Source organism: Nesterenkonia alba DSM 19423, assembly GCF_000421745.1.
In the GTDB taxonomy this organism is placed as follows: domain Bacteria; phylum Actinomycetota; class Actinomycetes; order Actinomycetales; family Micrococcaceae; genus Nesterenkonia; species Nesterenkonia alba.
Genome location: NZ_ATXP01000006.1, coordinates 24267 through 45399, shown reverse-complemented (window position 1 = coordinate 45399; position 21133 = coordinate 24267). Strand labels below are relative to the sequence as shown.

The window sequence follows — 21133 nt, the reverse complement described above, 5'->3', positions numbered from 1 at the left end:
GGTGGTGGGAGTCTCGGTAATCAGGTGCCTCACTTGGTCGGGACGTCTCTCAACTTTAAGGATACTGCGTGTTTCCCACGCAAAATACTCGTTCCCACAGGAATTCCGGTGGGAAACAGCATTTTGGGTGGGAAGGATGAGGGGGTTACCGGGTGGGGTCTCACCGGGTGGGGCGGTCCCAGCGGCCGAGCAGCACCTGGACAGCAGCCACGGCTGCTGGGCCGGCGGTGGAGGATCGCAGAACGGTAGGGCCCAGTCGAGCGGTGTGGGCACCGACGGCACGGAAGCGCTCGATCTCCCGGTCGGTGATACCACCTTCGGGCCCGACCACCACGTGCAGCTGATGCAGCGGCCGAGCAAGGCCATGGTCTGCACTCTGCGGCCGTCCAGCGTGATTCTGCCCTGCCTGACTTTGCCCCGCCTGATTCTGTGCGGCCTGGTTCTGTCCAATCCGGTTCTGCCCCGGCACGTTCTGCCCCACCTGACTCCGTATAACCTGACTCTGTGCAACCTGAGCGTGGGCCAACGGTGGTTGACGGTCGATCAGTCCCAAGTCTTCCAGGACCTGGCGCAGGGGCCGGTTTTCCCTCTCATGAAGGACGACGACGCCGGCTCCGGTCTCTTCAACTCGCTGCACGTATTCACCGGTACGGTGCAACGGCTCCACCTGCGGGATGGAGGTCCGTCGGGTCTGTTTGGCCGCCGCGGTGACCGTGTTAACCCACTCGGCGTGCTTCTTCGCCTCCCGCCCGGGCTTCCACTGGGCCACTGAACGCTCCGCTTCCCAGGGGATGATCCGGTCGACCCCGAGCTCGGTGGCGGATTCGATGCCCTGCAGGTCGCGCTTGTCCTTGGCCAGCGCCTGAACCAGCACCAGCTGTGGTTGCTCGGCGGGTTCAATGCTGAGATGACTAACCTCCACGGTGACCACCCCTGCTTCGGCAGAGCGAATCACCCCGCTGATCCGCCGGATGCGGGTGTCGGAGAGCTGGATCGACTCCCCCGGACCAAGCCGCATGACCGTATGGGCGTGGTGAGCCTCCGCTCCGGTGAGGGTGATGACTGAGCCAGGTGCGGCGTCGTCGAGCGCTCCCGGCTCTAAGTGGAACAGCGGTGCGGTCACATGCTCTCCCAGACCTCACGCAGCTTGCGGAACATCCCCTTGTGCTCGGCCGCGGGGGTGGAGGCTTTCTCCCCGCGTTCTTCAGCGAACATCCGCAGTAGTTCCTGTTGTTTCTCGGTGAGCTTCGTCGGGGTTTCGACCTTGAGGTGGACCTTGAGGTCACCGCGCCCCTGGCCTCGCAGATGGGTCACGCCCTTCCCCCGCAGGGTAATGACTTCCCCGGACTGAGTGCCCGGACGGATCTCGATCTCCTCGGTCCCGTCGAAGGACTCCAGCGTGGTGGTGGTGCCCAGGGCTGCGGCGGTCATCGGCACGGTGATCGTGGCGTGCAGGTCGTGACCGCGGCGGGTAAAGACATCGTGAGGTCGGATGTCGACCTCGATGAACAGGTCGCCGGGCGGGCCACCGGCCAAGCCGGCTTCACCCTGACCTGCTAAGTGGATACGGTTGCCCCGGTCCACTCCTGCGGGGATTTTGACCTTCAGTGTCTTACGTTCCCGGACTCGTCCTTGGCCGTCACACTCTTGGCAGGGGTCCTCGATGATATTGCCGAAGCCGGAACACCGGGGGCAGGTCTGGGTCTGAATAACGGTGCCCAGGATGGAGCGCATGGGCCGTTGGATCTGGCCCTGGCCGTGGCAATCCGGGCAGGTGGTGGGTGTGGTGCCCGGGCGCATACAGCTGCCGTCACACTCTGAACAGGTGACCGCTGTTTCGACCTCAACTTCTTTGGTGGTGCCGAAGACGGCGTCGCGCAGATCAATGCGGACTCGGATCAACGAGTCCTGACCACGGCGAGTACGGGAAGCCGGACCGCCAGACCCGCCGCCGAAGAAGGTCTCGAAGATGTCCCCGAACCCGCCAAACCCGCCGCCACCTGCACCACCGAAGCCCGCGGGGCGCCCGTCGGGGTCTCCGGTGGCGTCGTAGTTCTGACGCTTCTGCGGATCGGAGAGCACCTCATAGGCGGTGCCAAGCAGTTTGAACTGCTCTTCGGCGTCGGGAGCATCGTTGACGTCGGGGTGCAGACGCCGGGCTTTTTTCCGGTAAGCCTTCTTGATCTCCTCGGTCGACGCGTCACGGCTGACGCCAAGTGCGGCGTAGTAGTCGGTCACGGAAGCTGATTCACCCTTCGGAGAGTATGCGGGACAGGTAGCGGGCCATGGCGCGGACCGCCGACATCGTCGAGCTGTAGTCCATCCTGGTGGGGCCGACCACGCCGAGCTTGGCGCCATCGTCGGTGCCGTACTCCGCAGCGACCACGGCCGTTTCGGACAGCGACTCGTGGTCAGTCTCCTGACCGATGCGTACGGAGAGGCCGCGGCGGTCCTGCTCCATCTCATGCAACAGGCGCAGCAGCACGACTTGTTCCTCAAGCGCTTCGAGGATCGGTGCGATCGAGGGCCCCAGGTCGCCGCCCGACTTGGCGAGGTTAGCAGTCCCGGCCATGATGATGCGATCCACGCGGGAGGATTCCAGCACGGATTCGACCCCGTTAGCAATGACGGCCATCACCGGTTGCAACGCCGGCTCCACACTGCCCAGCAGCCGCTCCGAGGGTAGGGGCAGTGCCGAGGCGGTACGACCGAAGAGGTGCTCGTTGAGCCGCTGACCAATGCGGTGCAGGGTCTGTTCATCGGTCGGTTCGGGCAAGGTGACCATGCGCTGCTCCACTTTGCCGGTGGAGAGGATCAAGATGACCAGGGCCCGACGTTCACTCATCTGCACCACATCAACGTGGCGGATCTTCGCGGTGCTGTGCTGAGGATGCTGGATGACCGCAACCTGGTTGGTCAGCATGGCCAGTAGCCGCACCGTCTGTTCCAGCATGGCCTCGTAGTCATCGGCGGTCTCGGCCAGAATGTCCATGGCCCGACGCTCAGCCTGAGACAACGGCCGGACCTCGGTGATCTTGTCCACGAAGAGCCGGTAACCGGAGTCTGTGGGAATCCGCCCGGCAGAGGTGTGCGGGGCGGTAATGAGCCCCTCCTCCTCGAGGTGGGCCATGTCATTGCGGATGGTCGCCGGGGAGACCTCGAGGTTGTGCCGTTCCACCAGAGCTTTGGAACCCACTGGTTCCCGGGTATGGACATAGTCTTCGACGATGGCCCGCAATACGTGCAGACGCCGGGTATCCGACATGTTCACACCTCCTTCACGCAGACGGGCCTGATGAGCGTGTTTTAGCACTCTTAATCTACGACTGCTAATTCTAGCGGGCCTTGGCGCGCAATACCGCGGGCCACCCTCAGCCAGTGCTAACGTCAGCCGGCGTGAACTCTAGCTTCGATCCGTGGTCTTCCTGGGGCCCAGCCGATCTCGGGCAGACCCGTGCGGCCCAGCAGCGACAGCTCCCCCAGGTTCCTGCAGATCACGGGTTGGTCGTCGAAGAACGGGAAACTGGTTGGGTGGGCGCCGTCCTCGGTGTGAGCCCAGCCGCTGGCATGAACCTGGTCACCCTAGAGGATCGGTCCGGACGCACCCGCGACTTCCCCCTGGGGTTCGGTTTCCTCGTGGATGGACGGTCCGTGGAGTTAGTACCTCCCCCACGGCAGAAACCGGTCGCTGCTGCCCGACGTCGCACGGCGTCCGGCTCCCTGGCGGTGGAGAATGTGTCCGCCCGGACCGCCCGCGCCTCCCGGATCTGGGTCGAAGGCCTGCACGACGCCGAACTGGTGGAGAAAGTCTGGGGCGATGATCTCCGGATCGAAGGAATCGTCGTCGAACCCCTCCATGGGGCAGATGACCTGGCCGCTGCCGTGCGGGAATTCGGCCCGGCGCCGCACCGTCGGCTGGCAGTGTTGTTGGATCACCTGGTGCCCGGTTCCAAGGAGTCTCGCCTCGCGGCCGAGGCTTCCGCTGTACCTGGTGCTGCTGACAACCTCCTCATCCTTGGACACCCCTATGTGGATGTTTGGCAGGCGGTCAAGCCCCAGCGACTGGGGTTAGATGCCTGGCCGCAGATCCCCCGTGGTACAGACATCAAGGTCGGCACATGCCGGGCGCTGGGTTGGCCGGCGGAGAACCGGTCCGACGTGGCCGCTGCATGGAAGCGGATCCTCTCTCAGGTGCGCAGCTATACAGACCTGGAGCCGGCGCTACTGGGCCGAGTCGAGGAGATCATCGACTTCGTCTCTGCCGCCGAAGAATGAAAGCGAGTCAGTCAGCACACCCGACACCCCAGACACACCAGCGGATCCACGGCTGACCAGGGTCAACACACCCATCGGTGCACGGCTGACATTCAGCCTGCGGTCGTAGAATATGCCCAACGCTCATCCGGCGTTTCTGACCCCGTTGTCATTCCACAATCCGATGAAAGTGCAGGCAGAAGTGACCCCACAGCAAGGCAGCACGAGGCTCGGCGCACCGCGCGGTCCTCGCCCGACCTCTTCACAGCAGTTGAAGGGCTCGGATGCCGCCGCTCCCCCGCTGACGCCGGAGGAAGACCGGCGATGGGCGACCTTGGCGCATTTTGGGGGTGTGGCCGGCTGCTTACCGAGCCTGGTCATCTATTTGGTGTTCCGTGACCGCGGGCCGTTCACCGCCCAGGAGGCCAAAGAGGCGCTGAACTTCACTCTGCCTCTGACGGTGTTGCTGGTGGTGCTCTACGGACTCGCCTTCCTGCCCGAGATCGGTTGGATCCTGGGCCTGGTGGCGGTGTTCTTCTGGGCGTTTATGACGATTTGCGGTCTGCTCGGCGGTGCCGAATGTAATAAGGGCCGCCCCTACCGTTATCGACTCAACCTCCGCCTGATTCAGTAGCAATCTGTCAAGCAAGCGCACTGTCTCATGCAACAGGGCCGCATCATCCGAGTAAGCGCCGGGTGATCGCGTCGGCCAGCAGTCGACCTTCCAAGGTGAGCACTGCTCGGCCTTCGGGATACGACGACGACGGCTGCGCGGCCTTTGGCTCGATCAGCCCCTCGCGCACCAGGGCATGGAGAGCTTGCTGGCTCACCGGCTGCGCATCCGACGTGGCCACCTCGGGCAGCCCGTTGTACTCGGCGATGTCCAGGCCCTCGCGGATGCGCAGACGCAACATCAGGTGCTCCAGGACCTTGGCCTCATCGTCGAGGATCTCGCGGCCATGCCCGGGTGAGATGCCCTGGTGCAGCCGTTGGGCGTAGGCCGCCGGGTGCTTGACATTCCACCAGCGCATCCCCGCCAGGTGGGAGTGAGCCCCCGGGCCCGCACCCCACCAGTCGGAGTCCAGCCAGTAGTTCAGGTTGTGCTGGGAGCGCGTCTCCGGGCTGCGGGAGAAGTTCGAGACCTCGTACCAGCCGTAGCCAGCCGCAGTCAGCAGCTCATCAGTCAGCAGATACTTGTCCGCCTGGTCATCCGGGTCGATGTCCGGCAGCACCCCGCGCCGGATCTGGGCGGCCATCGCGGTGCCCTCCTCCACGATCAGCGAATAGGCGCTGATGTGGTCGGGGCGCAGTGAAATGGCCGTCTCCAGAGATGCCCGCCAGTCAGACAGACTCTCCCCCGGGGTTCCATAGATGAGGTCCAGACTCACCTCCAGACCTGCCGCCCGGGCGGCGTCGACCGCTTTGGGCACATTCTCCGGATCATGGGTCCGGTCCAAGGTGGCCAGCACATGCGGTACAGCCGACTGCATGCCTAAGCTGATCCGGGTGAACCCGGCATCGGCCAGGATCTGGGCGGACTCCAGCGTGACGGTGTCCGGATTCGCCTCGGTGGTGATCTCCGCACCGGGCCGGAAACCGAACAGCTCCCGGGCTCGGCGAAGGATGCCAGCCAGGTCCTCTGCAGGCAGCAGCGTGGGTGTGCCGCCCCCGAAGAAGACGGTAGAGAGGGCACGCTGCGGTGCCCCGGCGTCGTCGTACGCTCTTTGAGCGAACTCCAGTTCACGGATCAGCGTCTCCGGATAGGACTCGCGGGAGGCACCGGGACCCAGATCCTCCGCGGTGTACGTGTTGAAGTCGCAGTATCCGCAGCGCACCGAGCAGAACGGAATGTGCACGTAGAGGCCCAGGGGCTTGGCCGCTCGGGCCGGCAGGGCAGCCACCACCTCCGGCGGGAAGGATCCGTCGGCCGGAACCGGGTCACCCAGCGGCAGCGTTGACGGCATACTGGTCTTCCTGCATAACCCTGTGAACTCTGCATAACGCTATAGCCCTATGCAGAGTTAATAGCGTGATGCAGGAATGAGTGCTCACTTCTTGGTCTTCTCCTTGGCGTTGCCCTCATCAGAGCTCAGCGCGGCGATGAAGGCTTCCTGGGGCACCTCGACCGTGCCGACCATCTTCATCCGCTTCTTCCCCTCCTTCTGCTTCTCCAACAGTTTGCGCTTACGGCTGATGTCACCGCCATAGCATTTGGAGAGCACATCCTTACGAATCGCCCGGATGTTCTCCCGGGCAATGATCCGCGAGCCGATCGCCGCCTGAATGGGCACTTCGAACTGCTGGCGGGGAATGAGGTCTTTGAGCTTGGAGGCCATCTTCACCCCGTAGGAATACGCGTGATCGCGGTGGGTGATCGCGGAGAAGGCATCGACCTTGTCCCCCTGCAGCAGAATGTCCACCTTCACCAGATCAGCAGCCTGATCGCCGGTGCCCTGCCAGTTCAGCGAGGCATACCCCTTGGTGCGTGACTTCAGCTGATCGAAGAAGTCGAAGACGATCTCCGCCAGCGGCATGGTGTAGCGGATCTCCACCCGATCCTCGGAGAGGTAGTCCATGCCGTTCATCTGGCCGCGCCGGGACTGGCACAGCTCCATGACCGCACCGATGTATTCAGCGGGCACGATGATCGTGGCGTCGACCACCGGCTCACGGATTTCCTTGACCTTACCGTCGGGAAATTCCGAGGGATTGGTGACTTCATGTGTTTCCCCGTCCTCGGTGGTGACGTGGTAGACCACGTTGGGAGCGGTGGAGATCAGATCGAGGTTGTACTCCTGCTCGAGGCGCTCACGAGTGATCTCCAGGTGCAGCAGACCCAGGAAGCCCACACGGAACCCAAAGCCCAATGCGGTGGAGGTCTCAGGCTCAAAGTTCAAGGCCGCATCGTTGAGCTGTAGTTTCTCCAGCGCTTCGCGCAGCACGGGGAAGTCCGAACCGTCGATGGGGAAAAGCCCGGAGAAGACCATGGGACGGGGTTCTTCGTAGCCGCCGATGATCTCCTCAGCCGGTCGGTTCTGGCTGGTGACCGTGTCACCGACTTTGGATTGGCGCACGTCCTTCACCCCGGTGATGAGGTAGCCGACCTCGCCCACGCTTAAGCCATCGGTGGCTTCAGGTTCCGGGCTGGAGACGCCGATTTCCAGCAACTCATGGGTGGCCCCGGTAGACATCATCTGAATCTTCTCCCGGTGGCGCAGACTACCGTCGACCACACGGACGAAGGTCACCACGCCCCGGTAGGTGTCGTAGATCGAGTCGAAGATCATGGCCCGGGCAGGAGCCTCAGCGTCCCCCTCCGGGGCGGGGATCTCGGCGACGAGGGTATCGAGGAGCTCTTCGACGCCTTCACCTGTCTTCCCGGAGACACGCAGTACCTCATGCGGTTCGCATCCGATCAGTCCAGCCAGTTCCTCGGCGTACTTCTCCGGCTGTGCCGCCGGAAGGTCGATCTTGTTCAGCACCGGCACGATGGCCAGGTCGTGCTCCATCGCCAGATACAGGTTGGCTAGAGTCTGGGCCTCGATGCCCTGGGCCGCGTCCACCAACAACACGGCACCTTCACAGGCGGCCAGAGACCGGGAAACCTCGTAACTGAAGTCGACGTGACCGGGGGTGTCGATCATGTGGAACGCGTAGGTCTGGCCGTCGAACTCCCAGGGCATCCGGACTGCCTGCGACTTAATGGTGATGCCGCGTTCGCGCTCGATGTCCATCCGGTCGAGGTACTGGTCTTTCATCTGCCGCGGGGTCACCACCCCGGTGAGTTGCAGCATCCGATCAGCCAGGGTCGATTTGCCGTGGTCGATGTGAGCGATGATGCAGAAGTTGCGGATCGCCGAGGGGTCAGTCTGAGCAGGCACCAGGGGCGTGCTGGCCTTGGGTGACACGAGCTTGGCTTCAGTCCTTCGGGTCGCGGGCGGTACAGGGGTCCATCATACGGCGAAGGCCCCGCACCCGAAGGGTGCGAGGCCTTCTGCAGCCGATCAGTGCGGGCTCAGCGCTCCCCGTGGCACAAGCCTTTGGGGCACCTGGAGTCCGCGGCCGGCCTCAGAGCGAGTTGACCAGCTGAGCGAGCCCGGATTTCCGGTTCGCAGCCTGGTTCTTGTGGATAACGCCTTTGGAGACAGCTTTGTCCAGCTTCCGAGCAGCCTCGCGCTGAGCTGTGGCGGCGGCGTCCTTGTCACCGGCGGCGACGGCGGTACGCACCTTCTTCACGGCAGTCTTGAGTTCGGACTTCACCGCCTGGTTGCGGCGGCGGCGCTTCTCATTGGTGAGGATGCGCTTCTTCTGCGATTTGATGTTTGCCACGGTGAGTCTTTCCTTCTGTGGGTGTACGTTGTTCCACTCCGGGGCGGCCGCGGCGAGCGTCAGAGACGTTGTGGCGTGGGGTGTGCCATGGCGATCCACCTGAGCTGTTCGGGTAGAGGGCCCCATCAGCTCAGGCCGTTTTGAGTGCTCGCGGCCTCAGGGAGTGTGTAAGCCTGCACCCGTATCAGGGCAGACCAGTAGACACTGGAATTGATGATACCAGGTATCAGCGGCCGGCCAGCTCACCGACCAGCGTAGTCAGCGATGCGAGCGATGGCCTTCTCCAGGGAGTACTCCGGGGTGCGCGAGGCCCCTTTGACCTCGGCATCAGCCCGTGCGATCGCTTCCATCGCGTCCGCGGCGGCAGCCGGAGTCCACCGGCGTGCGGTCTCCGCGGCAAATTTCAGCTGGAAGGGACTGACTTTCAGCGCGGCGGCCAGTTCCCCGCGGGGTCCACGGTGATCGGTCAGTGCAGCAATCTGTCGCGCCTTATATGCCAGTCCCGAGGTAATCATCACCGGTTCAACGCCGGTCGCTAAGGCATGTCGATACAGTCGCAGGGCCGCTTCCCGACGTCCTTCGAAAGCGGCATCTGCCACCTTGAACGCGGAGGCTTCCACCCGGCCACCGAAGTAGGTGTCAACGTGTTCGACGGTGATATCCCCGGCGACATCGCGCATCAATTGACGGCAGGCACTACCTAAGTCCGAAAGCGAGGATCCGGCCGCAGCCACTAACGCCCGAGCAGCATCGGGGTGGATTGTCCGCTCCGCGGTACGGAACTCCACCCGGACAAAGTCGAGCTTCTCACTGTCGCTTTTGACGCTGGAACAGTCGACGACGACGGCGCTTTTACCCAAGGCGTCAAGGAGCTTCTTGCCCCGGTTGCCTCCACTGTGCCGGAACACCAGAGTGACGTCCTCATCATGTGGTTCCTCGAGGAACCGCAGTGCGTCGGTGAGGAACGCTTCATTGGTCTGTGCAAGGTCTTCGGCGAGGATGAGTCGGGGTTCACCAAACAGAGAGGGGGACGCCAGCGTGCTCAGTTCCCCGGGGGTCGCCTCCGCCACATTGAGACGGGTGTACTCCAGGTCAGCGTGTCGACTGCGCAGTTGGGCTTTGATCCGGTCTACGGCCCGAATCGCTAGATAGTCCTCCGGACCTTTGAGCAGCATCAGCGGTGCCGGCTCCACGGTCCGGAAATCAACGCCGGCAGGCTGAGGGCGTTTCCGAGCAGGGGACATCCTTACCGCCGTTAGAACAGGGCGCGGGCGAGGGCCTTGCGGGCCTTCTGCACGCGCGGGTCGGAGTCGCCGACGATGCTGAACAGCTCTACCAGGTGCTCACGGGCGACTTCCCGGTCATCTCCGGCGTGGGTCTGGATGAATCGGATGAGCCGGGAGAAGGCGTCTTCGACGTGCCCACCCAGAACGTCGACGTCGGCAACGCGTTTCTGTGCCTCGACGTCGTCGGGGTGCTCGGCAGCCGCTTGGCGGACCCCGGCTACATCGAGTTCGGCGGTGCGCTGCAACAGCTGCACCTGCGCTAGACCCAGCCGCGCGTCCTCATCCCCGGGGTTCTCCTTGAGCGCCTGTTCAAAAGCCTGGGCGGCCGCAGCGTGATCTCCCTGTTCCAACGCGTCGTGTGCCTTCTGGTGCAGCGGGGGCAGTTGTGGTTCCTCGGTGGCGCCCTCCTGCGCAGAACGGGTGCTTTGGGGCGGGACAGTCCCGGTGATGCCGTTTTGAGTGGCCAGTTGGAGAATTTGCTCGACCACCTGGGGCAGTTGGTCGGCGGGTGCCTGGGCGTCGAATTCACCGATCGGCCGACCCGCCAGGAAGGCGGTCACCACCGGTAGCGAACCTGCCTGCTGGGCGATTTCGGGGTAGGCGGAGGCATCGATACAGGCCAGCACAATCCGACCACGCTGGCGGTCCACCGCATCGGTCAGGGTGGTGCGGAACTGTTCGGAAACGTCGGAGGTGTCGTGCATGAGCACCAGCAGCGGCACCTGGGCGGAGAGCTGCAGCACCTGCTGCAGGTCAGCCGGCTGTACAGCGACCGCCCAGGAATCCGCCCCACCCGGAGACTGGTGGCCACCTGCGTGCTGACCCTGCTGCGGGGCAGGCTGGCCAGGTGCGGGGCTCCGCTGCCCGGAGCTGCTGCGCTGGTCGGCCAGTTGGGACAGGTCAACGGCTCCCCTGGCGTTGACCGCCGCGGGAGGCTGCTGTTCGCTCACTCGTCGTCCTCCTCGGAATCGTCGGTGTCCTCATCACCATTATCGCCGTTGTCTTCGTCATCTTCGTCGTCCTCATCCTGCTCATTCGGGTCGAGGGCACCGTCGTAGCCGTCGTGACCTTCTGGCACGTCGATATAGGCCGAGTGGATGAGGTCGTGGATACCCAACAAAACGACACCATCGGGACTGACGTCGGCGTCGTCGTTGTTCTCTTCGGCGTTGTCCTCGCCATCCTCGCCGTCTTCGTCATCACCATTGTCGTCCTCGGCGTCTTCAGCGGCGGCGAGTTGCTCCTCAGAGGGGATCCACAGCACTACAGATTCCAGCGTGGTCATCTGAACCGGGTATGTGGTCCAATCAGTGCCCGTCATCTCGATGACAAGGTCGTGGTCCAAGAAGATCGTGTCCCCGGCCGAGACCGGCGCCATCTCCATGACGACTTCGAAGGAGCCCGCGACCACAGTGGATCCGTCGGGCAGTTCGAGGGCGACGACGTCCTCACTGACATTCTGGTGTTCGAAGCTGACGTCGGTATCGGCTGCGGCTTCTTCCATGTCCTGGTAGTAGTCGTGGAGGTCATCGAGATAGATGCTTTCGCTCACGAAGTCTCCGAACTCGTCATCGGCGTCGGCGAAGTGCCGAGCCAGCCCGTTGATGGCGCCTAGCGGGGAGAGCTCATCGTCTTCGTCTCCATCGTCGACGGGTACGACGCCGCCTTGTTCAGCACTCAGGGCGGCGAACTCCGTGCCTGGGGCCATCAGAGAGAAGTGCACCAGGCGGTAGTTTTCCCGCGGCTCGGCCTGCTCGAGCACGAGCACCTGCGGCACCTCCTGGTCCGGGTGCTCGGTGATGACCACCGCGTGCCGGGGGAACTCGGGTTCGGAGGTCACCGCTGCCGAAAGCACTTCGGTGCCGATGGGAACCGGAAGAGCACTCTCGGCAAGGTCGTGGTTCCGGTAGGCGAGTTCGCGAACTTCCAGCGCATGGCCGGCGACCCGACCCGTGAGTTCGTCGGTGTCAAGGGCCTCATCCCCGGCCTCGACCGTGGCGGCAATGTCCTCGAGGATCCGGTCCAACTGCGTCTGTAGCAGCACTGAGTAGCCTTCGGAGGCAATGTCTCCCCCGACACCGGTGCCGTGGTCACGGTCATCGAGTTCTTCTTCCTCCGGGTCCGGACGGTCCTCGAGCTGTTCCTCGGCAGAGTCCCCCTCCTGGGGTTCGTCCTCCTCGTCGTCGCCGGGGTCCTCGTCGTCGTCGGCTTCGTCCTGCTCGGACTCGTCCTCGGCTTCCTCGGTCTCTTCGGGGGAGTCCTCGTCCTCAGGCTGCTCGTCTTCGGCCTCGGTCTCCGTCTGGTCGGTCTCGTCCTCGCCGTCTTCCTCTTCGGTGGCGAAAACCGGAGTGGAGGCATTCAGCCCCGCGGCAGCGGCCAGGGTCACCGCGAGCAGGGCTGCAGTGGTGCCCCCACCGCCAAGTCGACGACGCAGTCGCTGAGCAAGGGTCTTAGGCGGCTGGTGAGAATAGGCCTCCGCCTCAGAGGTGGTCACCGTCTCATCCTCGCTGTCATCACTGTCTTCGACGGCACGGTCTTCGGCGGCCGCAGTCGCTTCACTGGCCCCCGGTAGGCCACTATCCTCGGTGTCCTCGGGCGTCGGGGTAATGGGCGGCAGGGTCCAGTCTGTGATTTCTGTGTCCGCTGCGGCATGCCCTGCAGTATCCCCGGGAGGGGAGGCGCGGTGAGGTTCAGTGGCCTCAGTCTCACTGGTGGTGGCCCCGTCATCGGTGCCGTGATCGGCTGCGGGAGCCACCTGAGTCTTCGTGGTCGCCGCTGCAGCGGTGGTGGCAGCTGCAGCCTGTTTCTTCCGTCGACGCCGGGGAGCACCGAGTGCCCAGTAGAACAAGCCCACAGAGACCAGGAGCACCACGCCACCGGCAATGACCATTCCTACGGCCTGGTTGCGGGAGAAAAACTCTGTCTCCAATGCGGTGATGGTCGCAGGGGCGGCTTCCTCGCCATCGCGGAAGATCAGCAGTGCCCAGTCTTCACCTTCTGTGGGTGCCGACCACCGGTAGAGCAGCTCGTCTTCGACCGTTTCCACCGCCACCCACAGGTCGGAATCCTCGGGATTCGGCACGGAGTCTTCACCGTCGATGTGCTCAGCCTCGATCCGGGAGCTCTCCTCACCGTCTTCAGCTGGCACCACTCCCCCAATCCGGTTGTGAGCGACACCATCGAGCCAGGCATCGATGTCATAGGTTCGGGCCACTGCGATGGTGTATTCACCCTCGGCCTCGATGGTGAAGTCCTCGCGGCCCTGCTCCGGGTCGATGATCTCGTCAGTGACCACGGTGAAGGGAGCTTCTTCGACGCCTTCGGGGTAGACAGTGTGGGTCTCTTCCGCGGTGAACCGGGTGAGGTCGTTGACGCCCAGGCCCAGGATGACCAGGCCCGCGATGAAGGTGACAATGGCGGAAAGAAATCGCACGGTAGTGGTGGTCCTTCGGTGGGGAATGCTGACGATCAGCGCCAGCGGCTGAGGTTCAGCGCTCTAGAGTACCGAACATAACGATACGGTTACAATTGGCTGGGTTCTTGGGCTGCTGGTCCGGTCCACCGGGTCGGCAGTTCCGCTGGCACCCCCAGCACGGTCGAGGCAATGTCCTCGAGGACAAGATGAGTGTACTTCTCCCCCACCCAGAGATGCTTGGCGCCGTCGACAGCGCGCAAGCGAGCCTGTGGGCAGGTGGCAAACACTTCTTCGGCCTCCGGGGGCTTGAGGAAATCGTCATGTTCGGGAACCAGCACGCGTAGAGGACGGCCGTCTTCCGCCCAGGCCTGGAGATCCGCGCGCTGTGCGCGTTTCACGGGCGGGGAGAGCAACACTGCTCCCTCAGTAGCCGAGGCAGCCGGCTCCTTAGTGCCATGTTTGAGGATGAGCTCAGTGCCAAAGGACCAACCCACCATCCACCGGTTGGGCAGATTCCGTGCTACGGCAAACTCGACCGCCGCGGCGACGTCGTACCCCTCCTTCTCCCCGCCGTCGAACTCCCCTTCCGAGGTTCCCCGGGGGCTTGAGGTACCTCGGGTGTTGAACCGCAGCACGGCGATGTCGGCCAGAGCCGGAAGACGATAGGAGGCCTTCTTGTACAGGTGGGAGTCCATGTAACCGCCTTCTGTGGGCAGCGGATGGAACGTCACCAGGGTCGCCTCGGGGTCCCCGTGTTCGGGCAAAGCCAGCTCCCCCACGAGCCTCACACCGTCCGCGGTGGTGAACTCAATGTCCTCACGGCGGGCGGGAAGGACCGTGCGTGCTCTGATCTGCAGGTCGTGGACCTCGTGGTAGTCGTGATCGGGCATAGTTCTACTCTATGCGCCAGCACTGACTGTGCCAGTGGCGGCGCTCAGCGGCGGCGAACTCGTCGCCGAGCACAGAATCGGCCCGCCAGGCCACCACATGGGCGGTTCCGGGGGTAATCGACAGCCCACAACCGGGGCAGGTGTAGTCCTTCGTAGCGGCGGGCCCGGGAATGTAGCGGACGTGATACTCCCCGTCCCGGCGTCGCACGCGTCCAGCAGAGATTCCGGCTGGGGCGAGAAACGACGTCGACAGCGGTCGATACTCCCGCTGCCACTTGTTCTGCCTGCGCTTGGCCATGCTTCTATGGTCGCACCTTGCTGAGGCCGGCTTAGAAGAGGCGCGGTGTGGCGGCGTCTTCGCCTTTCATGTCCTCATAATCGAGGACCACGCAACGGATCCCCCGATCTTCGGCGAGGGTCCGAGCCTGGGGTTTGATCTGCTGGGCGGCGAGCACCCCCGTCACCGGAGCGATCAACGGGTCTCTGTTGAGTAGCTCGAGGTATCGAGTAAGTTGCTCGACGCCGTCAATATCACCGCGACGCTTCAGCTCCACCGCGACCGTTCCTTCCGGGCCTGAGGCCAGAATGTCCACCGGACCGATCGGGGTGGGATGCTCACGCCGAATCAGGGTGTGGCCGGCTCCCAGGCGGTCAATCTGCTCAGCCAAGAGACGCTGCAAATCGGCTTCCACACCATCTTTGACCAGTCCAGGGTCATAGCCCAGCTCGTGAGTGGAATCGTGGTGGATCTCGGAGATGAGCACCGTGAGGGTGTCGTCGGCCTTCTCTGCGGTGACCCGCCATACTTCTGTGATGCCTGCGGCGGATTGCTCGGCGTCTGGTTCAAGCACCCGCATGGTCGCCGGTGGGGACATCCAGTTCAATGGTTTGTAGGAGCCGCCGTCGGAGTGAATGAGGACCGCGCCGTCGGCTTTCACCATCAGTAGTCGGGTCGCTTCCGCCAGGTGTGCGGTGAGCCGGCCGGTATAGGTCACAGAGCAGGTGGCAATAACGAGTCGCACGGCAACAGATCCTATCTGCCAGATGCACTGACGGCCCCCGGCAAGTACCGGGAGCCGTCAGTGTGTGAACGTGAAGTGATGCGAGCCGAAGCCACTGCTTCAGGTGCGCTGGCCGCTAAGGAAGCAGCTGGGAACCTAGCTTAAGTCGGCGTCGTCGGCGACGATGGTCACCTGATCTGAGTCCACAGAGAAGAATCCACCGTTGACCTGAGCGGTCACCGTGGGCCCTTCAGTGGGCTCAATGACAAGCTCTCCCTGACCGAGCAGGGCGAGCACCGGAGTGTGTCCGGGCAGAATCCCCATGTCGCCCTCGACGGTGCGGCCCCGGACAGAGCGTGCCTTGCCCTGCCACACCGCGTGGTCGGTGGCAACAACCTGGACGTCGAGTTCAGCCATGGATCAGCCCTGCTTCTGCATTTCGGCGTACTTGCGCTCGACGTCGTCGAGGCCACCGATGTTGTAGAACGCCTGCTCTGGGATGTGGTCAAGGTCGCCGTTGACGATGGCGTTGAAGCCCTCGATGGTGTCCTTAATCGGGACCGTGGAGCCTTCCACACCGGTGAACTGGACCGCCGTGTAGGTGTTCTGAGACAGGAACTGCTCGATGCGGCGGGCCCGGGAAACGACGATCTTGTCCTCTTCCGAGAGCTCGTCGACACCCAGGATGGCGATGATGTCCTGCAGTTCTTTGTTCTTCTGCAGAATCTGCTTCACCCGAGTGGCGCAGTCGTAGTGCTCCTGGCCGATGTACTGCGGGTCCAGGATGCGGCTGGTGGAGGTCAGCGGGTTCACCGCGGGGTACAGACCACGCGAAGCAATCGCACGGTCCAGCTCCGTGGTGGCATCCAGGTGGGCGAACACATTCGCCGGGGCCGGGTCGGTGTAGTCATCAGCAGGCACGTAGACGGCCTGCATCGAGGTGATGGAGTGGCCACGGGTGGAGGTAATCCGCTCCTGCAGCACACCCATCTCATCGGCCAGGTTCGGCTGGTACCCCACGGCCGAGGGCATGCGGCCCAGCAACGTGGAAACCTCGGAACCGGCCTGAGAGAAGCGGAAGATGTTGTCGATGAACAACAGCACATCCTGGTTCTGCACATCGCGGAAGTACTCCGCCATGGTCAGACCGGTCAGCGCCACACGCAGACGGGTTCCCGGCGGCTCGTCCATCTGGCCGAAGACCAGCGCGGTGTCCTTGAGCACACCGGCTTCTTCCATTTCCACCCAGAGGTCGTTGCCCTCACGGGTACGCTCACCGACACCGGCGAACACCGAGGTACCGCCGAAGTTGCGGGCCACACGGGTAATCATCTCCTGGATGAGGACCGTCTTGCCCACCCCGGCACCGCCGAAGAGACCGATCTTTCCACCCTTGATGTAGGGGGTCAGCAGGTCGATCACCTTGATGCCGGTCTCCAGCATTTCGGTGGAGCCCTCGAGCGCGGCGAAGTTGGGTGCCTCGCGGTGGATCGGCCAACGCTCGGTGACCTCAAGCTCTTCGCTGGGGATGTCCAGGGTCTCACCGAGCACATTGAAGATGTGACCCTTGACCGTGTCACCCACCGGAACCGAGATCGGGGAGCCGGTGTCCTGCACGGGCACACCCCGAACCAGGCCGTCGGTGGCCTGCAGGGAGATGGCCCGGACCATGTTGTCGCCCAGGTGGGCGGCGGTCTCAAAGGTCACGGTACGGGTCTCACCACCGAGGGTGAGCTCCGCGGTGAGGGCGTTGTACATCTCCGGGATGGCGTCGGCGGGGAACTCCACGTCCACGACCGGGCCGATCACCCGGGAGACGCGGCCGGTGGCGCCGCCGGCAGGCGCCTCGGGGCTCTGTGCTTCAGTAGTGGCAGTCATCTCTCTCACTTCACTCGATAGTTGATGATGTCAACGGGGCTAGGAGCTCGACAGCGCGTCGGCACCAGCAATGAGCTCGGAGAGCTCCTGGGTGATCTCCGCCTGGCGGGCGTTGTTCCGCAGCAGTGTGTACTTGCGGATGAGGTCATCGGCGTTGTCCGCGGCGGACTTCATCGCCCGCTGGCGGGCGGCAAGCTCGGAGGCCGAAGCCTCCAGCATCGCGGAGAAGATCCGGGACTCGATATAACGCGGCAGCAACTCGTCAAGGACTTCCTCGGCGTCGGGCTCGAACTCGTAGTACGGCACTACCGGGGAGTCCTCATCGGATTCGGTCACGGCCAGTGGCAACAGACGGCGCACCACCGGTTCCTGCTTCACCATGGACTCGAATTCGGTGTAGACCAGGTAGAGCTCGTCCACCCCACCCTCATCGGTGTCCTGACTGAACCGGTCAACGAGCAGCGTGCCCATCTCCCGGGCCACTTCCACTTCCGGGTTATCGGTGTTGCCTGTCCAGACTTTGTCGTACTCCCGGCTCCGGAAGTCATAGAACGCCTGAGCCTTGCGACCGTAGAGGTAGGGACGCGCTTCGATGCCGTTGGCGGCCAGGCGGGCCAACAACGATTCCGAGCGCTTCAGCACGTTGGTGGAGTACGCCCCCGCCAGGCCTCGGTCACTGGTCATAATGAGCACAGCGGCCCGTTTGGGGTTTTCCGCGCGCTGAGTGAGGACGTGTTCGACGTCGTTCTCCCGCGCAACGGCAGCCACCGCACGGGTGATGGCCTCGGCGTATGGCGTGGAGGCCGCGGCTCGGGCGCGGGCCTTGCCGATGCGCGAGGTCGCGATCAACTCCATCGCCTTGAAGATCTTCTTCATCGACGACGTCGACTTGATCTTCTGCCGGTAGACCCGGATCTGGGCTCCCATGGTGTCCTTCCTCAGTCAGTAGAGATCGGTGCCGATGTGTCCTGTACCAGGATCACTGGGCGGCGGGGATCTCTTCCTGGTCGATCTCGTCGTCGCTGAGCGCCTCAGCCTGCTCGTTGCCCACCAGGGACTCTTCCTCACCGGGCTGGAAAGACTTCTTGAAGTCCTCGATGCCGGCGTTCAGAGCCGCGACGGTGTCGTCTTCGAGCTTGCCCGTGGAGGCGATATTGGTCAGCACATCGGTCTTGCGCTTGAGGTAGTCGATCCATTCGGCCTCAAAGCGGGCGATATCGGAGAGCTCGACGTCGTCGAGGTGACCGTTGGCACCGGCCCAGATGGAAACGACCTGCTCTTCCACCGGGTATGGCGTGTACTGCGGCTGCTTAAGCAGCTCGGTCTGACGCTCACCGCGGATCAGCTGACGGCGGGTCGCCGGGTCCAGGTCCGAGGCGAACATGGCGAAGGCCTGCATATCCCGGTACTGAGCCAGGTCCAGCTTCAAGGTACCGGAGACCTTCTTCATCGCCTTAATCTGGGCGGCACCACCCACACGGGAGACCGAGATTCCGACGTCGACGGCCGGACGCTGGTTGGCGTTGAAGAGGTCGGACTGCAGGAAGATCTGCCCGTCGGTGATGGAAATGACGTTGGTGGGAATGTAGGCCGAGACGTCGTTCGCCTTGGTTTCGATGAGTGGGAAGCCAGTCATCGACCCGCCACCGAGCTCATCGGAGAGCTTGGCGCACCGCTCCAGCAGGCGGGAGTGCAGGTAGAACACGTCACCGGGGAAAGCTTCACGTCCCGGCGGACGGCGCAGCAGCAGCGAGATCGCACGGTAAGCCTCGGCCTGCTTGGAGAGGTCATCGAAGATGATGAGGACGTGCTTGCCACCGTACATCCAGTGCTGACCGATGGCAGAGCCGGCGAACGGTGCCAAGTACTTAAAGCCCGCCGGGTCGGAGGCCGGAGAGGCAACGATGGTGGTGTAGTCCAGTGCGCCCTGCTCGGCCAGCGTCTGACGCACCGAAGCGATCGTGGAGGCCTTCTGACCCACGGCGACATAGATGCAGCGGACCTGCTTGCTGACATCCCCGGATTCCCAGTTGGCCTTCTGGTTGAGGATGGTGTCGATAGCAATGGCCGTCTTACCGGTCTGACGGTCACCAATGATGAGCTGACGCTGACCGCGGCCGATCGGAATCATCGCGTCGATGGCCTTAATACCAGTCTGTAGCGGTTCCTCAACGGATTTACGCTGGGTCACGCCGGGGGCCTGCAGTTCCAGGGCACGGCGCCCTTCAGGCTCGATGTCCCCGAGGTCGTCAATGGGGTTACCCAGCGGGTCCACCACACGGCCCAGGAAGTTATCGCCCACTGGAACGGAGAGGACTTCCCCGGTGCGGGTGACTTCTTGGCCTTCTTCGATGCCGGAGAACTCACCGAGGATCACCACACCGATTTCCCGGGTGTCGAGGTTCTGCGCCAGACCCATCGTGCCGTCCTCGAAGCGCAGCAGCTCGTTGGACATCGCAGAGGGCAGACCCTCCACGCGGGCGATGCCGTCGGCGGCCGAGATCACTCGGCCGACCTCGGTGCGCTCAGCGCTGCCGGGGTCGTAGGACGCGGCAAATTCGTTCAGTGCATTGCGGACGTCGTCGGCGTTGATGGTCAAGTCGGCCATCTGTCCCTGCTCTCCTGTGTCGTTGGTCGTCTCGGGGACAACCGTGCGGTTGGTGAAGTGTCTCAGTGCCGGCCTCGGCTAGCCGGCCAATTGCCTGCCCAGGCTGTTGAGCCGGGTCGCCACCGTCGAGTCGACGACCTCGTCTCCCACCTGGACCCGGATGCCGCCGACCACGGTGGGGTCGACGACGACGTCGAGCCGAAGCTCTCTGCCGAAGTAGGCGTCCAAGCTCTTCGACAGTTTCTCAAGGTAAGCGGTGTCGAGCTTCTTGGCCACCGTGACCTGCGCGATCCAGCGCTGCTGACGGGAGGCCACCTGCTGGGCAAATCGCTCGATGAGCGTGGTGGGCCGCATGCCGCGGGGGGCTGTGACTGCTCGGTCGATGAGCAATCGGGCGGCCTCCGGAGCCTCGGGACTCAACCGAGCCGCGAGCTTCTGCTTGGCCTCAGCCGGAGCCTGCGGATCGGTCAGTGCCCGCTGGACCTCATGTGAGGACGCCACGACCCGGCGGAAGCCCAGCAGAGCTTCCTCCAGCTTCTCCAGCCCGGGCAGCCCCTCGGATTCAGCGTGCGCGGCGGCCATCTCCACAGCACATGTCTCCAGAGCGTCGGTAAGATCCCGCTCGGCACTCCAGCGCCGGGAGACTGCTGCTTCGAGCACTGCCAGCACCGGTTCCTGCACCTTGTCACCGAAGAGCTGGCGCACCACAGACGCGCGCTGCTGCGGTTGACGAGCCGGATCGGTCAGTGAGCGGCGCAGTGAGGCCGAACCGTCGATGACGTCCACGGCCGCAAAGAGTTCGTCAGCGGCGGTCAGCCCAGCCGAACTCAGGGTCTGCGCCAGGTCACTCTTCAGGCTGGCAAGGGACTCGGTGGTCACAGCGGCCATTACTGCGTGGCCTCCGCGGTCGTGCTCCGCTGCTGATCGGATTCGAGGTCAGCGAGGAAGCGGTCCACCACACGCTGCGAGCGAGCATCGTCCTCAAGGGCCTCACCGACGATCTGACCGGCCAGTTTGGTGGCCAGTGCCCCGACGTCGGCCTTAAGCGAAGCCTCGGCCGCGGCACGCTCAGCGGCAATCTGGGCCTGAGCCTGCTCAGTGATGCGCGCCGCTTCAGAAGCCGCCTTAGAGCGCGCCTCGTCGACGATCTGCGCCGCCTCTGCACGGGCTTCCTCGCGGATCTGCGAGGCTTTAGCGCGCGAGTCGGCGAGGTTCTGCTCGTACTGAGCCTTCAGAGCTTCAGCTTCGGCCTTGGCTTCTTCGGCCTCGTTGATGCCGCCTTCGATGGCAGCGACCCGCTCCTGGTATGTGGACTCGAACTTGGGCACAACAAACTTGATGACCACAAACAACAGGACAAAGAAGCCAATGAAGGCAGCAGCCATCTCCCACGGGTGCGGAATCAGCGGATTGGCTTGGTAATCGCCGTCCTCTGTCGCGCGGATCAGTGCGGTGCTGATCATGAATTCACC

General features: G+C 63.8%; 20 protein-coding genes. 2 read left to right on the top strand and 18 right to left on the bottom strand.

Annotated elements, in window-relative coordinates:
- Positions 1–160: 160 nt before the first annotated feature.
- The 3 genes from H578_RS0106165 to hrcA are packed head-to-tail and all read right to left on the bottom strand — an operon-like array spanning position 161 to position 3265.
- The gene (locus H578_RS0106165) at positions 161–1123 is read right to left on the bottom strand and encodes a 16S rRNA (uracil(1498)-N(3))-methyltransferase (protein WP_022872819.1); all 963 of its coding nucleotides are present in this window, start codon (positions 1121–1123) and stop codon (positions 161–163) included.
- Entirely contained in the window at positions 1120–2238 is a 1119-nt protein-coding gene (gene dnaJ / locus H578_RS0106160) for a molecular chaperone DnaJ (RefSeq protein WP_022872818.1), read from the bottom strand. The genes H578_RS0106165 and dnaJ overlap by 4 nt, the downstream gene beginning before the upstream one ends.
- 10 nt (positions 2239–2248) lie before the next feature.
- On the bottom strand, positions 2249–3265 hold the full coding sequence (gene hrcA / locus H578_RS0106155; protein ID WP_022872817.1) for a heat-inducible transcriptional repressor HrcA: 1017 nt from the start codon (positions 3263–3265) through the stop codon (positions 2249–2251).
- Positions 3266–3396: 131 nt separating this feature from the next.
- On the opposite strand from hrcA, the gene H578_RS0106150 reads away from it, so the two are divergent.
- Entirely contained in the window at positions 3397–4275 is an 879-nt protein-coding gene (locus tag H578_RS0106150; protein ID WP_022872816.1) for a DUF3097 domain-containing protein, read from the top strand.
- A 163-nt stretch (positions 4276–4438) separates the two neighbouring features.
- On the top strand, positions 4439–4888 hold the full coding sequence (locus H578_RS0106145; RefSeq protein ID WP_084710006.1) for a DUF4870 domain-containing protein: 450 nt from the start codon (positions 4439–4441) through the stop codon (positions 4886–4888).
- A gap of 43 nt (positions 4889–4931) precedes the next feature.
- Here H578_RS0106145 and hemW read toward each other — a convergent pair whose 3' ends face one another.
- From hemW to H578_RS0106070, 15 genes are all read right to left on the bottom strand, one after another.
- The gene (gene hemW / locus H578_RS0106140) at positions 4932–6218 is read right to left on the bottom strand and encodes a radical SAM family heme chaperone HemW (protein WP_022872814.1); all 1287 of its coding nucleotides are present in this window, start codon (positions 6216–6218) and stop codon (positions 4932–4934) included.
- 84 nt (positions 6219–6302) lie between these two features.
- Complete coding sequence (gene lepA / locus H578_RS0106135) at positions 6303–8162, bottom strand: translation elongation factor 4 (RefSeq protein ID WP_022872813.1); 1860 nt, start codon at positions 8160–8162, stop codon at positions 6303–6305.
- Between the two features lie 160 nt (positions 8163–8322).
- Positions 8323–8583, bottom strand: coding sequence for a 30S ribosomal protein S20 (gene rpsT / locus H578_RS0106130; RefSeq protein ID WP_022872812.1), 261 nt, complete (start codon positions 8581–8583; stop codon positions 8323–8325).
- A 242-nt stretch (positions 8584–8825) separates the two neighbouring features.
- Positions 8826–9827 carry a DNA polymerase III subunit delta gene (gene holA, locus H578_RS0106125; protein ID WP_028464002.1) on the bottom strand — a complete coding sequence of 334 codons (1002 nt, stop codon included), beginning with the start codon at positions 9825–9827 and terminating at the stop codon, positions 8826–8828.
- Positions 9828–9838: 11 nt separating this feature from the next.
- Positions 9839–10819 carry a co-chaperone YbbN gene (locus H578_RS0106120; protein WP_022872810.1) on the bottom strand — a complete coding sequence of 327 codons (981 nt, stop codon included), beginning with the start codon at positions 10817–10819 and terminating at the stop codon, positions 9839–9841.
- Positions 10816–13302, bottom strand: coding sequence for a hypothetical protein (locus tag H578_RS15545; protein ID WP_022872809.1), 2487 nt, complete (start codon positions 13300–13302; stop codon positions 10816–10818). Before H578_RS15545 ends, H578_RS0106120 begins: the two co-directional genes overlap by 4 nt.
- A gap of 89 nt (positions 13303–13391) precedes the next feature.
- Positions 13392–14174, bottom strand: coding sequence for an alpha/beta hydrolase (locus H578_RS0106110; protein ID WP_022872808.1), 783 nt, complete (start codon positions 14172–14174; stop codon positions 13392–13394).
- 4 nt (positions 14175–14178) lie between these two features.
- A complete protein-coding gene (locus tag H578_RS13720) occupies positions 14179–14472 on the bottom strand; it encodes a hypothetical protein (protein WP_022872807.1) in 294 nt (97 codons plus the stop codon).
- A 31-nt stretch (positions 14473–14503) separates the two neighbouring features.
- On the bottom strand, positions 14504–15196 hold the full coding sequence (gene nucS, locus H578_RS0106100) for an endonuclease NucS (protein ID WP_022872806.1): 693 nt from the start codon (positions 15194–15196) through the stop codon (positions 14504–14506).
- A 135-nt stretch (positions 15197–15331) separates the two neighbouring features.
- Positions 15332–15592 carry a F0F1 ATP synthase subunit epsilon gene (locus H578_RS0106095; RefSeq protein WP_022872805.1) on the bottom strand — a complete coding sequence of 87 codons (261 nt, stop codon included), beginning with the start codon at positions 15590–15592 and terminating at the stop codon, positions 15332–15334.
- 3 nt (positions 15593–15595) lie between these two features.
- Positions 15596–17053, bottom strand: coding sequence for a F0F1 ATP synthase subunit beta (gene atpD, locus H578_RS0106090; protein WP_022872804.1), 1458 nt, complete (start codon positions 17051–17053; stop codon positions 15596–15598).
- 39 nt (positions 17054–17092) lie between these two features.
- Positions 17093–17980 (bottom strand): F0F1 ATP synthase subunit gamma, encoded by an 888-nt coding sequence (locus tag H578_RS0106085; protein ID WP_022872803.1) that lies wholly within the window; start codon positions 17978–17980, stop codon positions 17093–17095.
- Between the two features lie 52 nt (positions 17981–18032).
- A complete protein-coding gene (gene atpA, locus H578_RS0106080) occupies positions 18033–19661 on the bottom strand; it encodes a F0F1 ATP synthase subunit alpha (protein WP_022872802.1) in 1629 nt (542 codons plus the stop codon).
- Between the two features lie 78 nt (positions 19662–19739).
- A complete protein-coding gene (locus tag H578_RS0106075; protein ID WP_022872801.1) occupies positions 19740–20549 on the bottom strand; it encodes a F0F1 ATP synthase subunit delta in 810 nt (269 codons plus the stop codon).
- Entirely contained in the window at positions 20549–21124 is a 576-nt protein-coding gene (locus H578_RS0106070; RefSeq protein ID WP_028464001.1) for a F0F1 ATP synthase subunit B, read from the bottom strand. The genes H578_RS0106075 and H578_RS0106070 overlap by 1 nt, the downstream gene beginning before the upstream one ends.
- Positions 21125–21133: the final 9 nt, after the last annotated feature.

Coding starts and splice junctions, on each gene's coding strand:
- hrcA (WP_022872817.1), bottom strand. CDS start 3,265: ATGTCGGATACCCGGCGTCTGCACGTATTGCGGGCCATCGTCGAAGAC.
- H578_RS0106145 (WP_084710006.1), top strand. CDS start 4,439: ATGAAAGTGCAGGCAGAAGTGACCCCACAGCAAGGCAGCACGAGGCTC.
- hemW (WP_022872814.1), bottom strand. CDS start 6,218: ATGCCGTCAACGCTGCCGCTGGGTGACCCGGTTCCGGCCGACGGATCC.
- holA (WP_028464002.1), bottom strand. CDS start 9,827: ATGTCCCCTGCTCGGAAACGCCCTCAGCCTGCCGGCGTTGATTTCCGG.
- H578_RS0106110 (WP_022872808.1), bottom strand. CDS start 14,174: ATGCCCGATCACGACTACCACGAGGTCCACGACCTGCAGATCAGAGCA.
- H578_RS13720 (WP_022872807.1), bottom strand. CDS start 14,472: ATGGCCAAGCGCAGGCAGAACAAGTGGCAGCGGGAGTATCGACCGCTG.
- H578_RS0106095 (WP_022872805.1), bottom strand. CDS start 15,592: ATGGCTGAACTCGACGTCCAGGTTGTTGCCACCGACCACGCGGTGTGG.
- atpD (WP_022872804.1), bottom strand. CDS start 17,053: ATGACTGCCACTACTGAAGCACAGAGCCCCGAGGCGCCTGCCGGCGGC.
- H578_RS0106085 (WP_022872803.1), bottom strand. CDS start 17,980: ATGGGAGCCCAGATCCGGGTCTACCGGCAGAAGATCAAGTCGACGTCG.
- atpA (WP_022872802.1), bottom strand. CDS start 19,661: ATGGCCGACTTGACCATCAACGCCGACGACGTCCGCAATGCACTGAAC.
- H578_RS0106075 (WP_022872801.1), bottom strand. CDS start 20,549: ATGGCCGCTGTGACCACCGAGTCCCTTGCCAGCCTGAAGAGTGACCTG.
- H578_RS0106070 (WP_028464001.1), bottom strand. CDS start 21,124: ATGATCAGCACCGCACTGATCCGCGCGACAGAGGACGGCGATTACCAA.